Origin of the sequence: Pseudomonas sp. GM24, assembly GCF_000282235.1 — a bacterium.
Lineage (GTDB): Bacteria > Pseudomonadota > Gammaproteobacteria > Pseudomonadales > Pseudomonadaceae > Aquipseudomonas.
This window is the reverse complement of the sequence record NZ_AKJR01000020.1, coordinates 24,982-46,994: the sequence shown is the minus strand read 5'-3', so window position 1 is coordinate 46,994 and position 22,013 is coordinate 24,982. Positions and strand designations below refer to the sequence as shown.

Genomic DNA, 22,013 nt, shown 5'->3' with positions numbered 1-22,013 from the left:
CGCTCTAAACCGCACTTCAGGCTGGGAATCCACAACAAAACTCAGTATCCTGCGCCCCACATTTGCGCATCGACCCGCCCCGCGGCTCAGACAGCGCCCGACGCGGCAGACCAACGTCTGACCAAGTCCCACAGCCGGACGCAGATCCGGATGTACGTTTTGAAGGCTGGCAAGGCTTACCAAAAATAGGCCAAGCCAGTCCCCGAGAAGCCGGCCACAAGCCGGCTTTTTAATGCCTGTGAGAAAGTGAACCAGCCAGATATTCGACATATGTGCGAACCGAGACATAGCGACTTACGTTTTCACGCAAACAGTGCTTACTCTCCAAGGCATCCTCAGCGAGCGTTAATTTATACTCGCCCGCCGGTTAGTTAAAAAACCTTCAGCACAGGGATGCGCCTATGTCCGTTCCAACCTACGATCAGTTCATCGAACCGATCCTTCGTTTTCTCGCCACAAAACCCGAGGGTGCGATTGCTCGGGACGCTCACGAAGCGGCAGCAAAAACACTGCAATTGACCGAAGCACAGCGCGAAGAATTGATCGCCAGTGGTCAGGCTACCTACAAAAACCGTTCAGGTTGGGCGCACGATCGACTCAAACGTGCCGGTCTTTCCAGCAGTGCCAAACGCGGTTACTGGAAATTGACTGATGCAGGCGCGCAGTACGCCAAGGAGCATGCATTTCCATTGTCGGCCAAGGACGTGGAGCATTTGGCAATCGGCTACATGAATGTGAAGCTGAAGGTCGCGCCTGATGCTGAACCACTAGACGACCAACCAAACATTGAGCCAGACCTGACCTCCGCCACCGAAAGCCCTGACGACCGACTGGAGCGAGCGCTAAAGGAATTGCGCGATGCCACGGCGGCGGACATTTTGGACAACTTGCTGCAAGTTAGCCCCAACCGTTTCGAAGTGATCGTGCTGGATGTGCTTCATCGACTGGGGTATGGCGCCAGTCGCAATGATCTGCAACGTGTCGGCGGTTCCGGTGATGCGGGTATCGACGGCATTATCTCGCTCGATAAATTAGGGCTGGAGAAGGTTTATGTTCAGGCCAAACGCTGGCAAAACACGGTTGGCCGGCCTGAACTGCAGGCGTTCTACGGAGCACTCGCCGGGCAAAAAGCTAAGCGCGGCGTATTCATCACCACGTCTGGCTTTACCGCGCACGCTGTTGACTTCGCTAAATCGGTGGATGGCATTGTGTTGGTAGACGGAACGCGACTGGTGCATCTGATGATGGATCATGAGGTTGGCGTGACATCGCGCTTGTTGCGGTTGCCGACGCTGGATCGCGATTACTTTGATGAGGAATAAGGTTTGCCGCTCTCTGATCTGGCTCTTGCTCTGCTAGTCCATGCGCGCCCCAAATGGTATTTCCAATGATCAGATTCACCCAAGGCAACCTGCTGGAAGCCAAAACCGAAGCCCTCGTCAACACGGTGAACACTGTGGGTGTGATGGGTAAAGGCATCGCGTTGATGTTCAAAGAACGCTTTGCGCAGAATTACCGTCTGTATGCAGCAGCGTGCAAGGCCGGCGAAGTAGAAACCGGCAAAATGCACGTGACGGCCACCAATGAACTCGATGGCCCGCGCTGGATCGTGAACTTCCCTACCAAACGCCACTGGCGCTCTCCCTCGCAAATGGCGTGGATTACCGAGGGTTTGCATGATCTGCGTCGTTTCTTGATAGAAAACGATGTGAAGTCTGTCGCTGTCCCGCCGCTAGGTGCTGGTAACGGTGGGCTGAAGTGGCCTGAAGTGCGTGAGCAAATTGTTGAAGTACTGGACGATCTGGACGTGGATGTATTGGTGTTCGAACCCTCCAATCAGTATCTGAATGTCGCTAAACGCAACGGAGTTGAGCAACTCACTCCGGCACGGGCGCTGATTGCAGAGTTGGTACGACGTTATTGGGTTCTGGGGATGGAATGCAGCCTGCTCGAGATTCAGAAACTGGCGTGGTTTCTTGAGCATGCAATCGAAAAACTTCCTAGTACTGAGAACCCGCTGAATCTTAAATTCGTCGCCCATAAATTCGGACCGTACGCTAATCGATTGGAACATCTGCTCAACAATCTGGATGGCAGCTATCTGCATTGCGACAAGCGCATCAGTGATGCGGGAATCACCGATGTGATTTGGTTTGACCAGGATCGCAAAGCCTTTTTGCAGACCTACCTCAAGACTGAAGCCAAGGAATACTCCCAGGCTTTGGAGCGCACGGCCGAATTGATCGATGGTTTTGAATCTCCTTTTGGCATGGAGCTGCTAGCGACGGTCGACTGGTTGCTGATTCATGATGGTGTTGCGCCAACCGTTCCGGCTTTACGCGAAGCACTGATGAAATGGGATGGTGGCTCCAGCGCTGCAGCGCGGAAAAACAAGCTGTTCGACGATCAAGCTCTGACTATCGCAATTGAGCGCCTTACTTCCAGCAGTTTCAGTCCAAACATAGCGGCCTGACGCCGGAGCGAAACAGGGCAATTGCTGCTGCACAATTGCCCCGCTGCCTTTCGCGATGGCTTAGGCAATCCTCAGGTCAATGCGCCAACACTTGCAAAACCCAACCCCCACAGTGCTAAATCCCGCCTTATAACCACCCCCTCTGTTTTTACCCGCATTCCCGCCACCGGCCGGATTCCGGTATTGAGCCTCACGGGAATCCATGGAATGGTCCTGCATATCCCGACCCTGCTGGTCGTTTCGGTCTTCGTCTTCTTTTTGATGGGGCTTTTGACGCTGCACGCCTGGTATCGCGAAACCCGCGAGCCGCCACTGGCGTACCTCGGAAGCATGATGCTGCTGGGCGCCTTGGGCGTGGTATTGGTCAGTTGGCGTGATCGAGGGGTCGACTTCATTCCCATTGTGTTCGGCAATGTTGTTCTGTTACTCAGTGCAGCGATGAACTGGACGGCCATGCGCACGCTGGTCGGGCGCAGACCGTCAGTGTCCGGCATTCTGGCAGGCGCGTTCGCCTGGCTGACCTTGTGTCTGATTCCCGCCTTCTACGAGTCGATGCCAAATCGGGTTCTGATCTACTCCTTGCTGGCATTCGGTTACGGCGTGCTGACAACGCTGGAGCTCTGGCGCAGTCGCCACACTCTGGACGTCGCGTTTATGCCGGCGCTGGTGCTAACCGTTCTGCACACTGTGTTCTACGCCGTTCGCAGTGCGACCGATGAAGGGCTGCCGGTGACAAAGGCGCTGCTGGGCACTGGCGAGGGTGTGCCGTTTTTCTCGTTCATGCTGTTCGAGTCGATGCTGTATGTCATCGGCATTGCCTACATCACCCTGGCGATGGTCAAGGAACGTGCAGAGCTCAAACTCAAAGCGGCGGCGTTCAGCGATCCGCTGACAGGCATTGGCAATCGTCGCGCGTTCATGATGAACGCCGGCCAGATGCTTACTGAAAGCCAGCAACACGCAGAACCGGCGGCGTTGCTGCTTTGTGATCTGGATAACTTCAAGCGTCTGAATGACACCTATGGCCATCCCGTTGGGGATCAGGCGTTGATCGCGTTCGGCCGGATCGTGGCCGAGAGCCTGCGTAAGGAAGATGTTTGCGGGCGGATTGGCGGTGAGGAGTTTGCCTGCCTGCTTAACGATTGCGATGAGCAGACTGCACTGGAAATTGCCGAACGGATCCGCCGTTCGTTCTCGCAATTGTCGATTCTTGAGCCGGGGCTGCTCAGCGTCAGCATCGGAGTTGTGACTACCCGTGAATCCGGCTACGACTTGTCACGCCTGCTATCGGAAGCGGATCAGGCGCTGTACGGCGCCAAAGACAAGGGGCGTAATCGTGTACAGACTTTGCGTTCGCTGTACTTGAGCCTTGCCGATAATTAATGCCCAACAAACGGCCATTTCAATAAGCCATTAGCACATCCGCCCTAATTGCCCCAGCCGGCACCCGCCACTAAATTTCCATTCTGTTTTTGTGCATTACAAAAGCGCCAAGGAATGGAGCAACACCATGTCATCATTTTTCAGATTGAGTAAATCCCTCGCTCTACTGACTGCACTCTTGACTGCCACCTCAGCGTCAGCGGAAGAGCCGAACCCCGTCGGCGACTGGTGGATCATTTACGGCAACGGCGTTCCGCACAAGAACATCATGTATGTCGCCGACAGCACATCAGTTGTGCCGTCGACGCGTACCAAGGGTGCGCAAATGCTGGCGGTGACGCTGGTGTATGAAGAGCCGGGCAAGCCAATGATCGATGCCTACAACCTGGAAGTTCAGTGCAAGACCAACAAGGTGCGGTTTGTTAATGGCCAGTCGGTGGATCGAATTGCCTACATGCTGCGGCACCTGAAAGTAAACGAGCAATGGCAACAGCCGAAAGAATTCTGGGTCCAGCGCGCTTTGGCTTTCGTTTGCACTCCAGAGAAAAAAGACATGATTGCAGTGGGCAAGATGGAGCACTTGCAGATGATTCAGGGCATGCAGCAGATGTTCTTCAAACTTGCACCGATTCAAGAGAAAGGCCAGATGATGGACAACCTCGACTCGATACTGGGCAACAAGTAACAGCCTGATTTCTGGGCGCTGCAGCGCGCTATTTCGTCTCGCACATGACACCGGGAGTCATGATGAATCAATGGACTAAAACGTTACTGACGTTGCTGATAACAGCCACAGTCTCAATGATTAATGGCTGCCACCTGATTGCACAGTCGCGCTGGGAAGGACGGGATGTTCAGGAAGCACTCGATCTGTTCGGTAAACCTGACTCAATGAAAAAACAGACCGGTGCCAACGGCGAAAATCTGGCCGTCCTGACCTGGTTCAAATCCTCCAGCTGGACCACCACCGAAGCGGCCGGCACTTCAATGAATCACACCGGCAACGGCATGGTGTACACCGAGTACTACGAGACGGTCGGGCATAGCTCTGACTGCAAACTGGAAGCGACCGTCAATAAAGCCAAAAAGATCGTACTGTTCAGGATCGAGGACGGAAAAATCATTCATGGCAAATGCATCAACGTTCCGTTCGTACCCGGTTACATTCCGCCCGGTTTCTAGTGCTATCCCTGAGCGAGTACCTGCTCAGGGATAACTGAATGACTTCACCAGCGTCAGCTCTCCCACCGCGCGCATAGGGATCAGAAACGTCTCCATCTTCTCGCTCGGCGTACCTTCTTCAGTAATCACCGTCACCTGCGCCGTGGTCAGCGGCTGCACCGCCTCATCGCCGCCATCCTCATCCCCGCGATAGCCACCGCCGTAGTAATTCACATACACCAGATACTGGCCCTTGATCGGCGCCGGCATGGCGAAGATTTCCGGGCCGTAGCCGGTGGTGACGTCGACGTCAAGCGCGGCACCGTTGGCGGCGCTGCGGTTGCCGTACCAGATGTGCGCGCCGTCGGGGGTGACGAGGTGCAGGTCGAGGTCGGTGCCGTCGCTGTCCCATGCCAGCAGTACGCGCAGCTTGGCCGGGGTGGCGCCGCCGCTGGTGTTGAGGAATTGCGTGCGGTGACGCTGCTGACCGTCGGGGCTGCGCACTTCGACGCTGTTGCTGCCGTTGGGGAAGGAGAACGGGCGGTCGAAGCGGCCACTGTCGTCGATTTTCAGCGGCATGCTCACGCCGTTGACGATCAAACGACCGGGTTCGTTGTCCTTCCGCGCAGCTTTTATCTCGCCGCTGATGCGCGCGGTGTTGGCTTGGCCCACCGGGGTGCTGACCGATGAGGCCGGGTAGTTGACGGTCTGGCGGAAGCTTTCGCCCTCGCCTTCGGGAGCGCCACTGCGCCAGCCGCCGACCGGGGTGTCGAGTTTGACGCCACCGGCAGCGATGGCCGGCGAGAGCGCGGTCAACGTGCAGAGCAGCAGCAAGACCTGTGGATAACGGAGTGTCATGGTCTATTCCAGCAAAAGGTGACGGGCGAGCCCTTCGATGTAGGTTTCATCCTGGCCGTTGGGATGTGCTTCAAAGGCCAGGTGCAGATATTCGTGCGTCAGATCGAGGCGATCCTGCAGAGTCAGCACGCCGCGCACGTAGATGCGTTGGCGTTCGCGGTCGACGAAGGGCCTGCCGAAGGCCAGTTTGCACACGGCAAATGTGCTGACTTCGTTGTAGCCGGTTTCGCTTTCCAGCTTCGGACGCCAGCCGCGTCGCTGTTTCTGCAGCCAGTCTTGTGCGGCGGGCAGCGCTTCGCAGGAAGCGACGGGGTTGTCCCAGCGGCTGAGGCTGGCGCGCGGATAGGCGTGCAGCAGAATCGCGTCGTAACGTTGACCGGCCTTGGCTTGCTCGACAGCTTTTTGCCAGGCGAGTTTGTCCGGGCCGGGTTGATCGGAGTGATAGGTGACGGTGCTGCCGGCCAAAACCAGATCCGCGGTCCATGCGGCGATGCTTCGGGATTCAGCAGAGGCCGGGCGCGGTGCAACGCGCTGGCGATTGCTGCTGTCGTCGATACTCAGGCAGTCGCCGTTGCGCATGGCGTTTTGCAGCAGATACGTGCGAATCGCCACGGCCAACGCCTTGGCGGCTTCGGCAGGTTCGGGTTTGGCTTCACGTTCCAGTACTCTCGCGACGTATTCTTCGCGATCAAGCCTTGCGACGAGTTTGTCGTTGAGCAGAAACAGCTCGCCGTCGCTGTGGATATCCAGCGCGTTGCCGTTGGCGAATTCGACGCGGTAGTCGCCCTGCAACGGGCCGGAAGTGACCACCCGCTCGCCAGTCAAAACCCGCGAAACCGGATAGCGCGAGAACAATCTGACTTCAACACAACGCCCCGCCTCTGCTGGCCATGCCGCTGGCAACACCGTCGCCAATGCCTGTCCATAATGGCGCAAGACCATCTGGCTGGTGCCACGTCCGCCCGCCCAGATCGGAGCATCATCCGCCGTCCAACCAGCAAACCCGCCCTGCCGCGATTGTGGGTCCTGATCACCGAGCCAGCTCCAGGTTTTCACCCGCAAGCGCCCGCCCAGTTCACCAACGACATTGCCGTCCGCCGCGTTCAGCACCACGTCGAGTAGCACTCGACGCGCCTGATCCTGCGCCGGCAACGAGGCCATAACCTTCAGCAGTTCAACCACGGAAACCCGTTGAGCCGGTTGCACCGAAGGCAGATCCAGCAACCACGACGGCGCCCTCCGCGCCTGCCAATAGGTTCGCCAATCCGCCGCCGAAATCCCTAACCGCGCAGGCTCGAAATACAACCCGCAGGATTTCACCAACGCCTGATCACGCTCGATCTTGCCACCCGCCGAGCAGCAATAAATCTCGTCTTTCGATTGCCCGCGACATTCATACGCCGGCTCCCGCGCTCCGGTATCCACCAGCCATGCGTAGACAAACAACTTCCACAGACTGCCCAGCGGCGTATCCAGCGATGACGGCAACGGTTCACGCTTGATCAGTTGCGTCTGACTCAACGACAACAATTCGCCCTTGTAGGCCACGCGCAACGGCTCGTCCTGCGCCGTTGCCAGCGCAGGGATCACACACATCAGCAGCCACAGCAGCGGCCGGCTCATGTCAGTTGACCGTGACCTGACCGAGGGCGGCTTTCACTTCCTGGGCCTGATGCTGCGGTGCGTAGACTTGCTTGAAACGCACCGGCGGCAGGCTGAACTGGCCCTTCTGCGAGAAGCGCACCAGATGGCGCAGGCGCAACTCGCCGCTCAGCGCATCGACCGGCACGGCGTAGGCCAACTGGCCCGGTTCGAATCGCGCCTTCTCCAGCGCGGTCGGCTCGGTGCCCTCCTTGCCTTGTAACTTGATGCCCCAGGTGGTGCGCTCGACATCGGCGCCCGGTGGCAGCGGCACTTCGAGCATGCCGTAGCGCAGTGGTTTCGGCGCTTTGCTGGTGAGGATCACTTCGTCCAGATACAGGCTGTCGCTGGACAGCGGCTTGCTGCCGACCGGCTCCAGTTTGAAGGTGAAGGCTTCATCGCCCGGCACCAGTCGCGACAGGCGACGAGTGATGCTCACGGCCATCGGATCGACCGCCGGTTGCTGGGTCTGGAAGCTCAACGCCGCGCGCAGCGGACGCTCTTGCGTACCGGACACCGTCAACACGCTCGGCACCGGAGTGGCGCCTTGCCAAGTCCAGTACATCTCACCGGTAGCACCGTAGTTTTTCTTCCAGCCTTCACCCGGTGTCAGCGCGATGGTCGGCGATGCCTGGGCGATGCTGCGTTGCAGCCAGGTCAGCGCCAGCGCACGTTCAAGGGTTGATTGCTGAGGCAGCAGACGTTGCAGTAACACTTGCGCACTGGCCTGATCGAACGGTTGCAGCGACAGGTTCAGCGCTTCGGCAAACGGCTGCGAGCTGACCGACAGACGCTGTTGCGCCGCAGCCAGCTGACGATTGAACGCGTCAGGCAAGGCCACTTTCGATTGAGTGGCCAACGAAGCGGTCAACACCCGCGCCGCCGCCAGACCAAGCGCCGAATCCGGATCACTCATCACCAGACTGTCTTCGCCGTCGTCCATCAACGTCTCGGCGTTACCCTCACCGGCCTTGGCCAGATCGTCCATCAACCCGCTGAGCAAGGTGTTCACCGGCAAATGCATCTGCTTGGCAAACGACAGAATCAGCGCCCGTTGCAGCAATGGAGTGTTCGGCGCTTGCTTGGCGTACACCTCCAGCACCCGCTGCCAGTGCTCCGGTGGCAAGGTCAACTCCAGCACTTGGCTGGCATTCCAGTCGGCGTAGTAGGCGTAAGCAGTGAGGAACGCATCCGGCTCACCGTCGTAACCCCACCAGGTGAAGCTCGCCGAAGGTCCGGCCATTTGCACCAGCCGCAACCGGCTGTTCTGCATGATCAGGCGCAAGCGATCACGAATCTGCGGATTCGATGCCAGCGATGGATAGGCAATGCTCAACGGCAGCAAACGGCTGGCAGTCTGCTCGACGCCGCCATACGGATAGCTGAGCAGATCGTCGAGCGCGGAACGGAACAACGCTTGCGGACTGTCATCCAGACGCAGGCGAATATCGGTGGCGTCGGCCGGCAGACTCAGCGCAGTGTCGCCACTGGCGACATCAAGGCTCTGCGTCTGCGTCACTTGCCAGCCGTCACCGGTCGCACTCAGGCGCACGGCGAGGGAGTCGGCGGTCTTGCCGTCCTGCACCAACTCCGCCGTCCATTCGCCGGAAGCCAATGTGAACGCCGGCAGCGGCAGGTAGTTGATGCCGTTGTTCAGGGTCACCGGCAGACGCTGTTCGGCGCCCGCATAGTGAGTGACCAGTTCAGCCTTGACCGGCTTTTCGGCCTGACTGAACGCAAACACACCGAGTTGCGGCTGATCGCCCTTGCGGAATTTGCTCGGCCCGCTCCACTTCAGGTACAGCGGTTTTTCCGAACGCACGAACTGCTTCTTCTGCCCGACCTGACCGTCATCGGCGATGGCGCGGGCGGTAATGCGCCAGCGGGTCAGCGAGTCCGGCATCTTGAAAGTGAAGCGGGTTTTGCCGTCGGCACCGGTCAACAACTCCGGCTGCCACGCAGCGGTGTCGACGTCTTCACGACGCGGCCGCTCCAGCACTTTCACCCCGCGCTCGCTACGGTTGGCTTTGCCCGGTGCGCCTGGGCTGCCCGGCAACGCCACGTCGTAACTGATGAACGACAGGCTCGCACTGGTGCGCACGTTGTTACGGCGCGGGTGATAGAAGAACTGGTCGATGGTCGGCGCAACTTCGGGTTGCAGCGCGTAGACCATTTCGTCGACGACGCTGACCGTCAGGTGCGCCGGCACTGCTTTGCCGGCGAACTGCGTGCTCAGGTCAACCGTGACCGTGTCGCCCGGCAGATACACCGCTTTGTCGGTGCTGATCGCCACGTCGATTTGCGGCGCGACCACTTTGATCCCGGCGTTCTGGAAGCTGTACTGACCGCCCTTGGTGTAGAGCACGGAGAAGGTCAGGTTCGGTGCGAAGTTGTCTTTCACCGGAATGCGCGCGCGGTATTGGGTGTCGCTGAGTTTTTCCAGTTTCAGCCAGTCGCCGCCCTTGGCCAGCAGCGCGGTGGCTTCGACCTTGTCACGTTCCAGCGAGAGCAGCGCATCGCTGACAGGTTCCGGGAAGGTGATCAGCGCCAGCGCTTCATCACCGGCCTTGTACTCAGGCTTGTCGAGGACGATTTCCACAGTACCCGGCACCGCTTTCACACCGTCACCAGTGACCGAATGCCCGGTGGCACCGAGTACGCGACCGTGTTGATCTTTCAGGGTCAGGTTGTAGGTACCTGGACGTTCGAAAGCCAGACTGAAGCCTTTATCAGTCGCCGCAAGTTTGCCTTCGCCCGTGCTCTGGTCTTCCAGACGCACCCAGCCATACGTGCTCGGCGTCACCGCTTTGCCTGGCTCGCTGCCGCCCTCGTTGGCGTAGCTGAACGCAACCTTGTCGCCGACCGCGCTGAAGCGTTGCGGCGCGCTCAAACGAAAGCTCGCCGCGCCACGGTCGATGAGGATTTCCTTGGTGGTCTTGACCCGATACGCCGCGCCATCGCTGGCGAACACGGTGAGCATGTAGCGGCTCGGTTTGTCGGCGGCCGGCAGGTCGAGGCTCGCGTTGCCTTTGCTGTCGGTGGTCAGTTCGGTGCTGGTCAGCTCCACCGGGAATTGCCCGAGGTATTGCAGCTCGTTGTCGACCATCGACAGTTGCTGGGCACGCAGGCTCAGGGTCAGTTTGGCGTTGGCCACCGGTTTGCCGTCCGGGTAGAGCAGCACCAGACTGCCCTTCACCGGTTCGCCGGTGCGGTAATCCTGCTTGGCCAGATTCAGCGAAATCTCGAAGTGCGGCTTGATGTACTCCGCCACACGGAAAGCACTGCTGTAGGCCTGATCCTTGTAGTTGAAACGAATCTCGTAACCGCCCGCGACGGCGTTGTCCGGCAACTGGAAGCGGCCCTGAGTGCCAGCCTTCGAATCGAGTTTCAGGTCGAGATGCTGCAACTCGGTACCGGTGGCATCCAGCACGCTGACCGTGACATCTGCAGCGCCCGGCAACACCGAATCTCGCGCATTCTTGAATTCGCGACCGACGATCTTCAGCGATACCCAATCACCTGGGCGATACAGCGGCCGGTCGGTGAAGGCATAGAGTTTGGTGTCGTAGATTTCGCTGTCGTAATAGAAGTTTTCCGAGACGAAGACGCCGCCCTCTTCATCCTCGCCAATCACGAACGAACGCTCCGGACTGACGTGTTTCAAACGCAACAAACCATCGGCGTCAGTGGCGCCACTGCTCATCACGCCGAGGCCGTCAGTCCACAGCACATTGACCTTCGGCACCGAGCTGCCTTCGTGTTTGCGTGCGGCCCAGACCAGCAATTCATCGCCGGCAATCTTGCTCACCGCCACAGTGTTGGAAACGAAAACCATGGTGGTCGCGCGGTATTTACCGATCAGCGCTTCAACCAGATACAGACCCGGCTTCAGATTGCCCAGCGGGATGTAAACGTTACCCGGCGCGACACTGACGAAATCGCTCGAAGACCCGGCCAGATTGACCCCGGCCGGCGGTTGAATCGGCTTGGCCTGCCACAGCGGATAACGGAACTGGCTGACCACCGGCAGACCCGGGATCAGCGCAAATTGCGGCTGCGCGTCGTACGGCGTCGGCGCGGCGATGGCGTTGCCCATCTTCAGTTCCGGCACTTCTTCGGTGACCTGTTTGCGCGATTCATAGGAGAACGCGCGCTGCATCACCCGCCGGGATTTGCGGTACCAGTTGTCCCACAGGTACGCGAGGGTGTTGGACAGGCCTTCGCCCTTGAACTGGCCATCGCTAACCACGCGGTGCAGGTTCTTCTGGCGCTTGAGGAAATCCAGCGGCTTGTCGATGCGGTACACACGAATGTCGGCGCCGCCATACGGTTCCATGCGGAAACGACGGTAATCACGGCCCGGCGCTTCGAGGCGCACCATCGCCTGTTCGTCGGCAGCGAAACTGCTATCGGCCAGCAGGAAGAAGCTTTCACCGGAGACCGGCGTGTAGCCGCTCGGCCCGACCGAATCTTCGGCGCTGACGGTAGCCACTGGCAGCAACAGCGCCAGCAGCAAAGGAATTCGGGAACAGAGTCGCAACATGCGGGCACCGGTCATTGGGAGAGAAAGTTCAGTCGATAGACGCCGATGAAGTTGGGGTTGGCTGCGTCGGGTATCCATCGGGTGTCCTTCCATGTCATGAGTTGCTGCAGGCTTGCCGAACGCATGCCGTTGTCAGTCGGGGTAGTGGTGCCGGTGTGATAGGCGATGTAACGGCCCATCCAGATCATCAGGTGCTGGTCGTCGCCCTGATCGAAAAACATCAAATCACCGGGCCGCGCCTGCGACACGTCGCGGCTGACCAGATGGCTGTTGAACTGAATCAGTTTGATCGCGTTGACGTACGGCCCGACCTTGCCGCCACCCTGCTGCCATTGCTGGGCGAACTTGCGCTGGTCATCGCTGAGCGACAGCTCCGGCGGCAAATAGCGATTGGACAGGCCATTGCTGCGCAGCCATTTTTCGTCATGGACTTTCAGCGCTTCGTTGGCGGCGAAACGCACCAGCCCGGCACAGTCCTGCTGATACCAGCGCGGGCTCGGCCCTTGGCTCAGTTGCTCTTGGGCGATGCGCACGAACCAGGCGCGGAACACCTGGGATTGCGCCGGATCCAGCGCCGGCGCTTCAACGGCTCGGGCGCCCGCACTGAGTAACAGCGCGAGCAGGCCGAGGCTGCGGATCAGTGTGGTCACAGCGCTTTCCATTCCAGCGGCAACCACTGCCAGTGGCCGTCAGGCTCGCTGCCTTCCGGCAGGGTCAGCGCGTATTTGCCGTAGCCACCAAGGGTGCGCAATTTCGGGATCAGATAGGTTTGCGCGGCGTTGTAAAACACCGGTTCCATGTCCTGCGGCAGGCTGTCGAGGGTTTCCTGCTGCATCAGTTGCGCCATCGAGTCCGGGCCGAAGTAGATCGGCATCAGCACGTCTTTGGGCAGCACGTCAGCCATCGGCGGGAAGCGTTTGTCGAGGGTGCCGAGGGCCTTGTCGACCAGTTTGTCGTCGAGGGAAAACAGCAGCGTCGAACCGTGACGGGCGAGGCTGACTTTCATGAACGCCTTGCCGGAAATCGCATCTGGATTCTCGGCAGTCTTCGCCGCATACGCGCCGAAATTGGAGCTGACCTGACGCTGCCAGACATGTTTCTGGCCTTCTTGTTTCTCGACCACAGGGAAGACGTTTTCGTCAACGTTGGCTTCGAATGCACCGACCATCGAACCGAACAGTTTGCCAAGATCACCGTCGAGCTTGCTGCTGTCTTCGTCTTTAAGGCTGGCGACCAACAGCGGCGTGTACAAACGCGAATCGGCGTACCAGCAAAGGCCCGCCGCGCCGGCCACGTGTTCGGTGAGGGTTTGCGCCACGGCTTCTTCGGCGCCGAGTTTTACCAGCAGTGGTTTTTGCGGTTCGGCCGCGACCGGCAGGGTTACGCAGGCACTGGCGCCGAGTGGCATGGCTTGCCAGACCGGTTTGAAATCGAAGTCGGGCTGGTTTTCCAGTTCGTCCATGGCGAGGTAGCTGTGCCAACCCTTGTCATCCATATCGAAGCGCAGCCCGGCGAAGTTCGGAATGAAGCGCTGATAGCCCATGGCGAGAACGCTGGAGTTGACCGACAGGCGTTGCTTGGTTTCCGCAGTTTTCGCCGGCAGACCGAAGGCTTCAGGGAACAGTTTTTCGCCATTGAGCAGCGCCGCCAGCGCTTGCGGTGAAACGTGGCCGGACTCTTCGGACACGCCGCTTTCCGGATCGTAGTACTTGGCCGGATTGGACAGCACCACCAGTTTGTCCCCGTGGGAGGCGAACAACAGGGCTTTGCTGGCGTTATAAGTCAGTTGGAACAGCGGTACGCTATCGCCGCCGACTTTGAGTTCGCCCATCTGACTGAGCTGCGTGTCATCCAGCGCGACTTTCGCCAACGGCTCGAGCAGTTTCGCCAGACCACCGCGATCCATCACCAGCAGGAAATCCTTCAAGCGACCATCCGCGCCACGCCACAGCGCGACATCGGCTGGCTGATCGAAAAGTTGCTCGATCAGGCTGTCCTGCAACTTCAGATCATGCTCGTAGATGATCCGGCGCAGACTGCCGATCAAGCCGAGGCGATCCGCATGGGTCTCGTAATAGAAGACGAAATCTTCGGTGAGCGTGGCCTTGAGGAACGGCACCGTCAGCAAGTCCTTGGGCAACTGGCTCAGCGAGCGGGTTTCCAGCAGTGCATCGGGGCGGCTCAGGCCAAGTTTGTCACTGGCCAATTCCGCCGGCGGTGCCTTGGGCTTGAGCAGCAGCCAGCCAAAACCACCCGCTACACCGGCCACCAGGCACAGCCCGGCCAGCAGCAACGGCCATTTCCGGGAAGGTTGAGTCGCTGGCGTATCGGCAGCTGGAGTCACAGTGTTATCACTCATCGTTAACAAAACCCGATTTCATCCGTGGCGGGATGCTTAATAGTTGAAAGTCTTGACCAGCAGCAGATCACCGATTGCCCGCAGGGGCACGATGAACGTTTCGCGTTTTTCGTCGACGGTGTTTTCGTTGAGCACCAGCGTGATTTGCGAGGTGATCACCTCGTTCTGGTTGCTGGTCTCCTCGAAGTTATAGCCGCCGTTGCCGAAGTTGCCCCAATAGTTGACGTAAACCAGGTAGGTGCCGTGCAGCGGCGCGGTCATGGTGAACATTTCCGGGCCGGGGCCATCAACGCCATCCGGGTCAAGACCGCCGCCATTGCTCAGCGCCGGCCGCGCCCAGAACGCATGCTGACCGTCGGGCGTGACAATGTGCAGATCGAGTTCGGCTTTCGGATCGTCCCAGCCCAAGACAAGACGAATTCGCGCCGGCGTGCGCAAATTGTTTGCTTCATAAAATTGCACACGCTTGAGCGACTGGCCCTCGGCGCTGATCACTTCGACACTGTTGGAGCCGGCGCCGAACGCGTACGGCCGGGCAAAACGGCCCTGGTCGTCGGTGTACAGATTCAGTGGATTGCCATTCACCGCGAGACTGTGCGGCGGGCGCATATGGCCGATGGCCTTGAGCTGGCCCTGGATCATCGTGCGATTGCGCTGGATGCCGCGATCGATCGGCGGCGTCGGGTAGGCGACTTGCGGGTTTTCCGTGCGATCGAGCAAGCCGTGATAGCGCCAGCCACCCACCGGCTCCGATACCTCGGCCGTCGGCGCCGCCAGCAGCGCGGGCGCGCAGGCCAGGCCGATCAGCAGCCAAAGAAATGAACGCATGTAATGCCTCCTGCCATGCCTGAACGAAACCTTGCACCCGATCCTCGGTACTTCACAGCGGTGAAAACTGCGTTTCGTCTGAAAGACCCGTGACTATGGGGTCGTAGAAGGCGCGAAGATTAGCGATTCGGCGGTTTTTTAACAATCGGATACATGTGCTATTGCTGTAGGAATCAAGCCAATCCGGTGGACGGTGAGCCGAATAGGCGTCATATTCGGCTCACAAAATGAGCCGAATAGCATTTCTATTCGGCTCACGGACTCAAGGCAGGCAACGAATGGCAACTTACTGGATCTGGCAGCAGCCCGATTGGCCCTACTTCAACTGGCAGGCGGAACGCCTGGCACCGTTGTTGCGCGAGTGTGTACAGGCCCAAGGTCAGTTGATGGGGATGGCCGGTTCAGTAGGTGACTCTTTGGGGGCTCAGACCGAACTGGACGCCCTTTTGCAGAATATCGTGACGTCTTCGGCCATCGAAGGAGAGCAACTGAATGTCGGCTCCGTGCGGTCATCGTTGGCGCGACGTTTGGGCCTGGAGTTGATCGACGGCGATAAAGTCAGCCAACGCAGTGAAGGTCTGGCGCAGCTTATGCTGGATGTCACCCGTCGATTTGCCGAACCGTTGACGCTGGAACGCCTTCTGGAATGGCACCAATGGCTGTTTCCCGATCAAGAGGCTGACCTTACTGCACGCCGCATGCATGTGGGTGCACTACGCGGTGACGAGCCTATGCAGGTGGTATCGGGTCGCATTGATCGTCCAACGGTTCATTTCGAGGCGCCACCTCGCCAAGGTATTGAGCAGCAGCTCGACCAATTTCTCCAATGGTTCGAGGCCAGCCAGCATCAGACAGCACTGGACCCGATGCTTCGTGCGGGCATCGCCCATTTCTGGTTCGTCACCTTGCATCCGTTCGACGATGGCAACGGCCGTCTGACCCGCACCATCACTGATCTGGCGCTGGCACAGGGCGAAGCGCAAGCCATCCGTTTCTACGCCATGTCGGCGAGCATTCTGGATGATCGGTCCGGCTACTATCGGATTCTTGAATCGAGTCAAAAAGCCACACTGGACATCACTGAATGGCTTACATGGTTCCTGCAAACCTTGCTACGCAGTCTGCAACAAGCCATCACCCGCATTGAAAGCGTGCTGGGCAAGACGCGTTTCTGGCAGGCACACCGCGAGTCCGAACTTTCGGCGGAGCAGGTCAAAGCGCTCAATCGTCTGCTCGACGGCGGCGAGCGGGGCTTTGAGCACGGCATCAGTGCCGGGCAATATCAAGCGGTGGCGAAAGTGTCGAAGGCCACAGCAACCCGACACCTTGCGGAGTTGCTGGAGAAAGGTTGCCTGCAACGCTTGCCGGGTGGGGGTCGTAGCACCCGCTATCAGATCAACTATCCCGACAGAGCTACACATTAATCTCACCCAGCACAGAGCCATTTCTGTCCTTGGGAGCCGGCCCGCTCATTTGCCCATAACCCCCCTATCTGCTAGTGTCGCGCCGGTTTAACGTCAACCGGAAATCGCCGCCATGGCCCGCAAAAAAGCTGCACTGGATTTCGAACAGTCCCTCGCCGACCTGCAAACATTGGTCGAGCGTCTGGAGAACGGTGAACTGTCGCTGGAAGACTCGCTGACCGCTTTCGAGCAGGGCATCGGTCTGACCCGTGACTGCCAGGCAGCGCTGGCGCAAGCCGAGCAGAAGGTGCAGGTGCTGCTGGAGCGCGATGGCGAACTCGCCGAGGAACCCTTCGACGCGGAACAGCCAGAATGATTGCAGCGTATACGGCGACCAGTCAGACCCGGGTTAACGCAGCGCTGGAAACCCTGTTCAACGCACCGTTGCCGGAGTTGGCGCGGCTTTACGAAGCCATGCGCTACAGCGTGATGAACGGCGGCAAACGCGTGCGACCGTTGCTGGCCTACGCGGCGTGCGAAGCGCTCGGTGGCAAGGCTGAGCAAGCCAACGGTGCGGCCTGCGCGGTTGAGCTGATTCACGCCTACTCGCTGGTTCACGATGATTTGCCGGCGATGGACGACGACGATCTGCGTCGCGGCCAGCCGACCACTCACAAAAAATTCGATGAAGCCTGCGCGATCCTGGCCGGTGACGGTTTGCAGAGTCTGGCGTTCAGCGCCCTGCTCGACCCGCGCCTGAGCGATTGCAGCAGCGACATCCGCCTGCAAATGGTCACCGCACTCGCCCAGGCTGCGGGCCCGGCAGGCATGGTCGGCGGTCAGGCGATCGACCTTGGATCGGTCGGCCTCAAGCTCGATCAGAATGCCCTCGAACAGATGCACCGGCACAAGACCGGCGCGCTGATCGAAGTCAGCGTCAAACTCGGCGCTCTGGCCAGCGGCCGTGCCGAGCAGGATGAACTCCGTGCCCTGCAGACTTATGCACAGGCCATCGGCTTGGCCTTTCAGGTGCAGGACGACATTCTCGACGTCGAAAGCGATACCGCCACCCTCGGCAAACGCCAGGGCGCCGACATTGCCCGTGACAAGCCGACCTACCCGGCGCTGCTCGGTCTCGACGCCGCCAAGGCCTACGCCCTGGAACTGCGCGATCAGGCCCTGCACGCCCTGCGACCGTTTGACGCGGCCGCCGAGCCGTTGCGCGAGCTGGCCCGGTATATCGTCGAGCGGCGTCACTGATCAGCAATCGGTCAAAAAAGACCAACGCGTGGGCAGGGGGCGATGCATCAGGTAAACTGCCGCATCTTTTATACCTATAACGATTCGCCTGATGCCCACGACGTTTCATGAGATTCCCCGCAAGCGCCCGACCACGCCCCTGCTCGACCGCGCGAATACGCCGGACGGCCTGCGCCGGTTAGGCGAAGCCGAGCTGGAAACCCTGGCCGATGAGTTGCGCCTGGAATTGCTCTACACGGTCGGTCAGACCGGTGGGCATTTCGGTGCAGGCCTGGGCGTGATCGAGCTGACCATCGCGTTGCATTACGTCTTCGACACGCCGGACGACCGGTTGGTGTGGGACGTGGGTCATCAGGCGTATCCGCACAAGATCCTTACCGGTCGCCGTGAGCGCATGGAATCGCTGCGCCAGAAGGACGGCATTGCAGCCTTCCCGCGTCGCGCCGAGAGCGAGTACGACACCTTCGGCGTCGGCCACTCCAGCACTTCGATCAGCGCTGCACTGGGCATGGCCATCGCCGCCCGCCTGCAGAACAGTGATCGCAAGGCAATCGCGGTGATTGGCGACGGCGCACTGACCGCCGGCATGGCTTTCGAGGCGCTGAACCACGCGCCGGAAGTCAACGCCAACATGCTGGTGATCCTCAACGACAACGATATGTCGATCTCGCGCAATGTCGGCGGTCTGTCGAATTATCTGGCGAAGATCCTTTCCAGCCGCACTTACGCGAGCATGCGTGAGGGCAGCAAGAAAGTCCTGTCGCGCCTGCCCGGCGCTTGGGAAATCGCTCGTCGCACCGAAGAATACGCCAAGGGCATGCTGGTCCCCGGCACGCTGTTCGAAGAGCTGGGCTGGAACTACATCGGCCCGATCGATGGCCACGACCTGCCAACGCTGATCGCCACGCTGCGTAACATGCGTGACCTCAAAGGCCCGCAGTTCCTGCACATCGTCACCAAGAAAGGCAAAGGCTTCGCCCCGGCGGAAGTCGACCCGATCGGTTACCACGCCATCACCAAACTCGAACCACTGGACGCTCCGGCCGCCGCGCCGAAGAAGGCCAGCGGGCCGAAATACTCAGCGGTGTTTGGCGAGTGGCTGTGCGACATGGCTGCCGTCGATCCACGTCTGGTCGGGATTACCCCGGCGATGAAGGAAGGCTCGGATCTGGTGGCGTTCAGCGAACGCTTCCCACTGCGCTATTTCGACGTGGCGATTGCCGAACAACACGCCGTGACGTTCGCTGCCGGTATGGCCTGCGAAGGCGCAAAACCGGTGGTGGCGATCTACTCGACATTCCTGCAACGTGGTTACGACCAGTTGGTACATGACGTCGCGGTGCAGAACCTCGACGTGCTGTTCGCCATCGACCGCGCCGGTCTGGTCGGCGAAGACGGCCCGACACACGCCGGCAGCTTCGATCTGTCGTACCTGCGCTGCATCCCGGGCATGGTCATCATGACGCCGAGCGATGAAAACGAGCTGCGCAAAATGCTCACCACCGGCCACCTGTACAACGGCCCGGCGGCTGTGCGTTACCCGCGCGGCAATGGCCCGAACGCAACCATCGAGAAAGACCTCGATCCGATCGAAATCGGCAAGGGCATCCTCCGTCGTCAGGGCAGCAAAGTCGCCTTGCTGGTGTTCGGTGTACAACTGGCCGAGGCGCTGAAAGTTGCTGAGAAGCTTGATGCGACAGTGGTCGACATGCGTTTCGTCAAACCGCTGGATGAAGCGCTGGTGCGCGAGATTGCCGACAGCCACGAATTGCTGGTGACCATCGAGGAGAACGCGATCATGGGCGGCGCCGGTGGCGCGGTCAGCGAGTTCCTCGCGCGCGAGAACATTCTCAAGTCGATGCTGCATCTGGGCTTGCCGGATATCTACGTCGAGCACGCCAAGCCTGCGCAGATGCTGGCCGAGTGCGGGCTGGATGAGGCCGGGATCGAAGCGTCGATTCGTGAGCGTCTGGCCTTACTCGACAAATAAACGCATTACCCCCTGTGGGAGCGAGCCTGCTCGCGAAAGCGGACTGTCAGTCAAATCATTGCTGACTGGTACACCGCATTCGCGGGCAGGCTCGCTCCCACATTTGATTTGTGTACACCTGAAACACCAGTGGACTGTCCATGAAACTCTCGCGCCTCGCCCTGCCCTTCTTCCTGCTGCCGACCGCCAACGCCCTCGCCGACACCTTCGAACGTGATCAAGCATTGAAGCTGCCGGACATGCTGATCTCCGCCAACCGCCAGGTCGAAGCCCGCAACGACAGCAGCGCCGCCAACACGGTATTCACCCGTGAAGACATCGACCGCCTGCAACCGAGCGATGTGCCGGACCTGCTGCGGCGCGTTCCCGGTGTGCAAGTGGCGCAGGCCGGCGGGCGCGGCAGTCTGCCGGGAATCTACATTCGCGGCACGCAGTCGGCGCAGAGTCTGGTGCTGGTCGACGGCCAGCGCATTGGCAGTTCGACGTCCGGCGACAGCAACCTGCAGCATCTGAACATCGAGCAGATCGAGCGGGTGGAAGTGCTGCGCGGTTCGCGTTCGGTGATTTACGGCAGCGATGCGATTGGCGGGGTGATTCAGATTTTCACCCGACGCGGCGCTGAGCAAGGTCTGCAGCCACGCCTGCACGTTGGTTTCGGTAGTAATCAGACGTGGCAGCGCAGTCTCGGCTTGTCCGGGGGCGATGACAAAACCCGCTTCAACCTCGGCGCCAGCCTGGATGAAACCGCCGGAATTGACCGCACTCACGAGTCGTATCCAAGTGATGGCGATCATGACGCCTACCGCAATAAATCCGTCAGCCTGAGCCTCAGCCATGCGCTGACCGATGACATCGAAGTCGGCGCCAATCTGCTGGATAACCGGGGCAAGGGCGAGTTCGACAACCCGTTCGGCCGCTTCGACATGAACACTTTCGAATCGGTCCAACAGCAGCCCTACAGCGATTTCAACGTCAGCAGTGTCAGCAGTTACGTCGATGCCCGGGTCAACGAAATCTGGAAAACCCGCGTCGAGTTCGGCCATACCGAGAACCGCGAGAAGACCCTCGACAAGCTCAGCGACGAACGCACGGTGTTCAACACCTACCGCGACTCGGTGAACTGGCAGAACGACCTGACACTGGACGCACGCAACAGCCTGATCCTCGGCGGCGACTGGTACGAAGACCGCGTCAACAGCAGCACCGCATTCGATGAAGACAGTCGCTGGAACCGCGCCGCATTCATCCAGCATCGTTATCAGGCCGACAGCTTCTCCACCGAACTGGGTCTGCGTCACGACGATAACCAGCAGTTCGGCAGCCAGAACACCTGGAGCGGCACCTTCACATTGCCGCTGAACCCGGACAACGATCTGTTGCTGAGCTACAGCGAAGGCTTCCGCGCGCCGACCTTCAACGACTTGTACTACCCGGACTTCAGCAACCCGGATCTGAAACCGGAAACCTCGAAAAGCTACGAGCTGCAATGGCGCAGTCAGTTGAGCGACAGCAGCCGCCTGGAAGCGTCGATTTACCGTACCGATCTGGAAGACGCGATCATCTTCGGCAGCAACTCACGCCCGGAGAACGTCGCTTCGGCGCGAATCAACGGCTTTGAAGCAGCGCTGAAGCAGGAACTGTTCGGCTGGCAGAGCAACCTCGGCGTGGCGATCATCGATCCGCGTGATCGCGATACCGGGCACACCTTGGCACGGCGTGCTCGGCGGACGTTGAGTTGGGATCTGGATCGACAGTTTGATCAGGTCAGCCTCGGCGCCAGTTGGCAGGCGGTCAGCAGCAGTTATGACGACCTGAAAAATGAGCAGGCGCTGGGTGGCTATGCGCTGTTTGGCTTTCGCAGCAGTTGGGCGTTGAACCGTGAGATCAAGCTGGATCTGAAGGTCGATAACCTTTTCGACAAAGGCTACAGCCGGGCGAATTACAGCTATGACGGCAGCCAGTATGGTTATCGCGAGGAAGGTCGGGTGTGGATGTTTGGTGTCACCTGGACTCCCGAAATCCACTGAAACCCCCTGTAGGAGCTGCCGAAGGCTGCGATCTTTTGATCTTCGGCGATTCCGACTCAGTCAAACAGCAAAATCAAAAGATCGCAG

General features: G+C 59.6%; 16 protein-coding genes. 10 read left to right on the top strand and 6 right to left on the bottom strand.

Features of this window, described 5'->3' with window-relative positions:
• Positions 1–401 precede the first annotated feature (401 nt).
• The 5 genes from PMI23_RS02735 (at position 402) to PMI23_RS02715 (ending at position 5,038) form a co-directional block, all read left to right on the top strand.
• Positions 402–1,322 carry a restriction endonuclease gene (locus PMI23_RS02735; protein WP_007910903.1) on the top strand — a complete coding sequence of 307 codons (921 nt, stop codon included), beginning with the start codon at positions 402–404 and terminating at the stop codon, positions 1,320–1,322.
• 65 nt (positions 1,323–1,387) lie between these two features.
• A complete protein-coding gene (darG, locus tag PMI23_RS02730; RefSeq protein WP_042704876.1) occupies positions 1,388–2,473 on the top strand; it encodes a type II toxin-antitoxin system antitoxin DNA ADP-ribosyl glycohydrolase DarG in 1,086 nt (361 codons plus the stop codon).
• 207 nt (positions 2,474–2,680) lie between these two features.
• Complete coding sequence (locus tag PMI23_RS02725; RefSeq protein WP_007910905.1) at positions 2,681–3,856, top strand: GGDEF domain-containing protein; 1,176 nt, start codon at positions 2,681–2,683, stop codon at positions 3,854–3,856.
• 127 nt (positions 3,857–3,983) lie between these two features.
• Positions 3,984–4,541 carry a hypothetical protein gene (locus PMI23_RS02720; protein WP_007910906.1) on the top strand — a complete coding sequence of 186 codons (558 nt, stop codon included), beginning with the start codon at positions 3,984–3,986 and terminating at the stop codon, positions 4,539–4,541.
• Positions 4,542–4,603: 62 nt separating this feature from the next.
• Positions 4,604–5,038 (top strand): hypothetical protein, encoded by a 435-nt coding sequence (locus PMI23_RS02715; protein ID WP_007910907.1) that lies wholly within the window; start codon positions 4,604–4,606, stop codon positions 5,036–5,038.
• A gap of 24 nt (positions 5,039–5,062) precedes the next feature.
• Here the strand turns inward: PMI23_RS02715 and PMI23_RS02710 are convergent, their stop codons facing one another.
• The 6 genes from PMI23_RS02710 to PMI23_RS02685 are packed head-to-tail and all read right to left on the bottom strand — an operon-like array spanning position 5,063 to position 15,246.
• The gene (locus PMI23_RS02710) at positions 5,063–5,875 is read right to left on the bottom strand and encodes a YfaP family protein (RefSeq protein WP_007910909.1); all 813 of its coding nucleotides are present in this window, start codon (positions 5,873–5,875) and stop codon (positions 5,063–5,065) included.
• A gap of 3 nt (positions 5,876–5,878) precedes the next feature.
• Positions 5,879–7,498: a DUF2300 domain-containing protein gene (locus PMI23_RS02705; protein ID WP_007910910.1), complete on the bottom strand. Its 1,620-nt coding sequence runs from the start codon at positions 7,496–7,498 to the stop codon at positions 5,879–5,881.
• Position 7,499: 1 nt separating this feature from the next.
• Positions 7,500–12,074: an alpha-2-macroglobulin family protein gene (locus PMI23_RS02700; protein ID WP_007910911.1), complete on the bottom strand. Its 4,575-nt coding sequence runs from the start codon at positions 12,072–12,074 to the stop codon at positions 7,500–7,502.
• Positions 12,071–12,721, bottom strand: a complete 651-nt coding sequence (locus PMI23_RS02695; protein WP_007910912.1) for a DUF1175 domain-containing protein — start codon at positions 12,719–12,721, stop codon at positions 12,071–12,073. The genes PMI23_RS02700 and PMI23_RS02695 overlap by 4 nt, the downstream gene beginning before the upstream one ends.
• The gene (locus PMI23_RS02690) at positions 12,706–14,418 is read right to left on the bottom strand and encodes a DUF2138 domain-containing protein (protein ID WP_007910914.1); all 1,713 of its coding nucleotides are present in this window, start codon (positions 14,416–14,418) and stop codon (positions 12,706–12,708) included. Before PMI23_RS02690 ends, PMI23_RS02695 begins: the two co-directional genes overlap by 16 nt.
• A 36-nt stretch (positions 14,419–14,454) precedes the next feature.
• On the bottom strand, positions 14,455–15,246 hold the full coding sequence (locus PMI23_RS02685; protein ID WP_007910916.1) for a YfaP family protein: 792 nt from the start codon (positions 15,244–15,246) through the stop codon (positions 14,455–14,457).
• Between the two features lie 278 nt (positions 15,247–15,524).
• On the opposite strand from PMI23_RS02685, the gene PMI23_RS02680 reads away from it, so the two are divergent.
• The 5 genes from PMI23_RS02680 to PMI23_RS02660 all read left to right on the top strand — a co-directional run bounded on the left by PMI23_RS02680 (position 15,525) and on the right by PMI23_RS02660 (position 21,926).
• The gene (locus tag PMI23_RS02680; protein WP_007910918.1) at positions 15,525–16,670 is read left to right on the top strand and encodes a Fic family protein; all 1,146 of its coding nucleotides are present in this window, start codon (positions 15,525–15,527) and stop codon (positions 16,668–16,670) included.
• A 112-nt stretch (positions 16,671–16,782) separates the two neighbouring features.
• The gene (locus PMI23_RS02675) at positions 16,783–17,025 is read left to right on the top strand and encodes an exodeoxyribonuclease VII small subunit (RefSeq protein ID WP_003228627.1); all 243 of its coding nucleotides are present in this window, start codon (positions 16,783–16,785) and stop codon (positions 17,023–17,025) included.
• Positions 17,022–17,909, top strand: a complete 888-nt coding sequence (gene ispA, locus PMI23_RS02670; protein ID WP_007910921.1) for a (2E,6E)-farnesyl diphosphate synthase — start codon at positions 17,022–17,024, stop codon at positions 17,907–17,909. Before PMI23_RS02675 ends, ispA begins: the two co-directional genes overlap by 4 nt.
• A 91-nt stretch (positions 17,910–18,000) precedes the next feature.
• Positions 18,001–19,899: a 1-deoxy-D-xylulose-5-phosphate synthase gene (gene dxs, locus PMI23_RS02665; RefSeq protein WP_007910923.1), complete on the top strand. Its 1,899-nt coding sequence runs from the start codon at positions 18,001–18,003 to the stop codon at positions 19,897–19,899.
• A 140-nt stretch (positions 19,900–20,039) separates the two neighbouring features.
• Positions 20,040–21,926, top strand: a complete 1,887-nt coding sequence (locus PMI23_RS02660) for a TonB-dependent receptor domain-containing protein (RefSeq protein WP_007910925.1) — start codon at positions 20,040–20,042, stop codon at positions 21,924–21,926.
• Positions 21,927–22,013: the final 87 nt, after the last annotated feature.

Coding starts and splice junctions, on each gene's coding strand:
- PMI23_RS02735 (WP_007910903.1), top strand. CDS start 402: ATGTCCGTTCCAACCTACGATCAGTTCATCGAACCGATCCTTCGTTTT.
- darG (WP_042704876.1), top strand. CDS start 1,388: ATGATCAGATTCACCCAAGGCAACCTGCTGGAAGCCAAAACCGAAGCC.
- PMI23_RS02725 (WP_007910905.1), top strand. CDS start 2,681: ATGGTCCTGCATATCCCGACCCTGCTGGTCGTTTCGGTCTTCGTCTTC.
- PMI23_RS02720 (WP_007910906.1), top strand. CDS start 3,984: ATGTCATCATTTTTCAGATTGAGTAAATCCCTCGCTCTACTGACTGCA.
- PMI23_RS02715 (WP_007910907.1), top strand. CDS start 4,604: ATGAATCAATGGACTAAAACGTTACTGACGTTGCTGATAACAGCCACA.
- PMI23_RS02710 (WP_007910909.1), bottom strand. CDS start 5,875: ATGACACTCCGTTATCCACAGGTCTTGCTGCTGCTCTGCACGTTGACC.
- PMI23_RS02705 (WP_007910910.1), bottom strand. CDS start 7,498: ATGAGCCGGCCGCTGCTGTGGCTGCTGATGTGTGTGATCCCTGCGCTG.
- PMI23_RS02700 (WP_007910911.1), bottom strand. CDS start 12,074: ATGACCGGTGCCCGCATGTTGCGACTCTGTTCCCGAATTCCTTTGCTG.
- PMI23_RS02695 (WP_007910912.1), bottom strand. CDS start 12,721: ATGGAAAGCGCTGTGACCACACTGATCCGCAGCCTCGGCCTGCTCGCG.
- PMI23_RS02690 (WP_007910914.1), bottom strand. CDS start 14,418: ATGAGTGATAACACTGTGACTCCAGCTGCCGATACGCCAGCGACTCAA.
- PMI23_RS02685 (WP_007910916.1), bottom strand. CDS start 15,246: ATGCGTTCATTTCTTTGGCTGCTGATCGGCCTGGCCTGCGCGCCCGCG.
- PMI23_RS02680 (WP_007910918.1), top strand. CDS start 15,525: ATGGCAACTTACTGGATCTGGCAGCAGCCCGATTGGCCCTACTTCAAC.
- PMI23_RS02675 (WP_003228627.1), top strand. CDS start 16,783: ATGGCCCGCAAAAAAGCTGCACTGGATTTCGAACAGTCCCTCGCCGAC.
- ispA (WP_007910921.1), top strand. CDS start 17,022: ATGATTGCAGCGTATACGGCGACCAGTCAGACCCGGGTTAACGCAGCG.
- dxs (WP_007910923.1), top strand. CDS start 18,001: ATGCCCACGACGTTTCATGAGATTCCCCGCAAGCGCCCGACCACGCCC.
- PMI23_RS02660 (WP_007910925.1), top strand. CDS start 20,040: ATGAAACTCTCGCGCCTCGCCCTGCCCTTCTTCCTGCTGCCGACCGCC.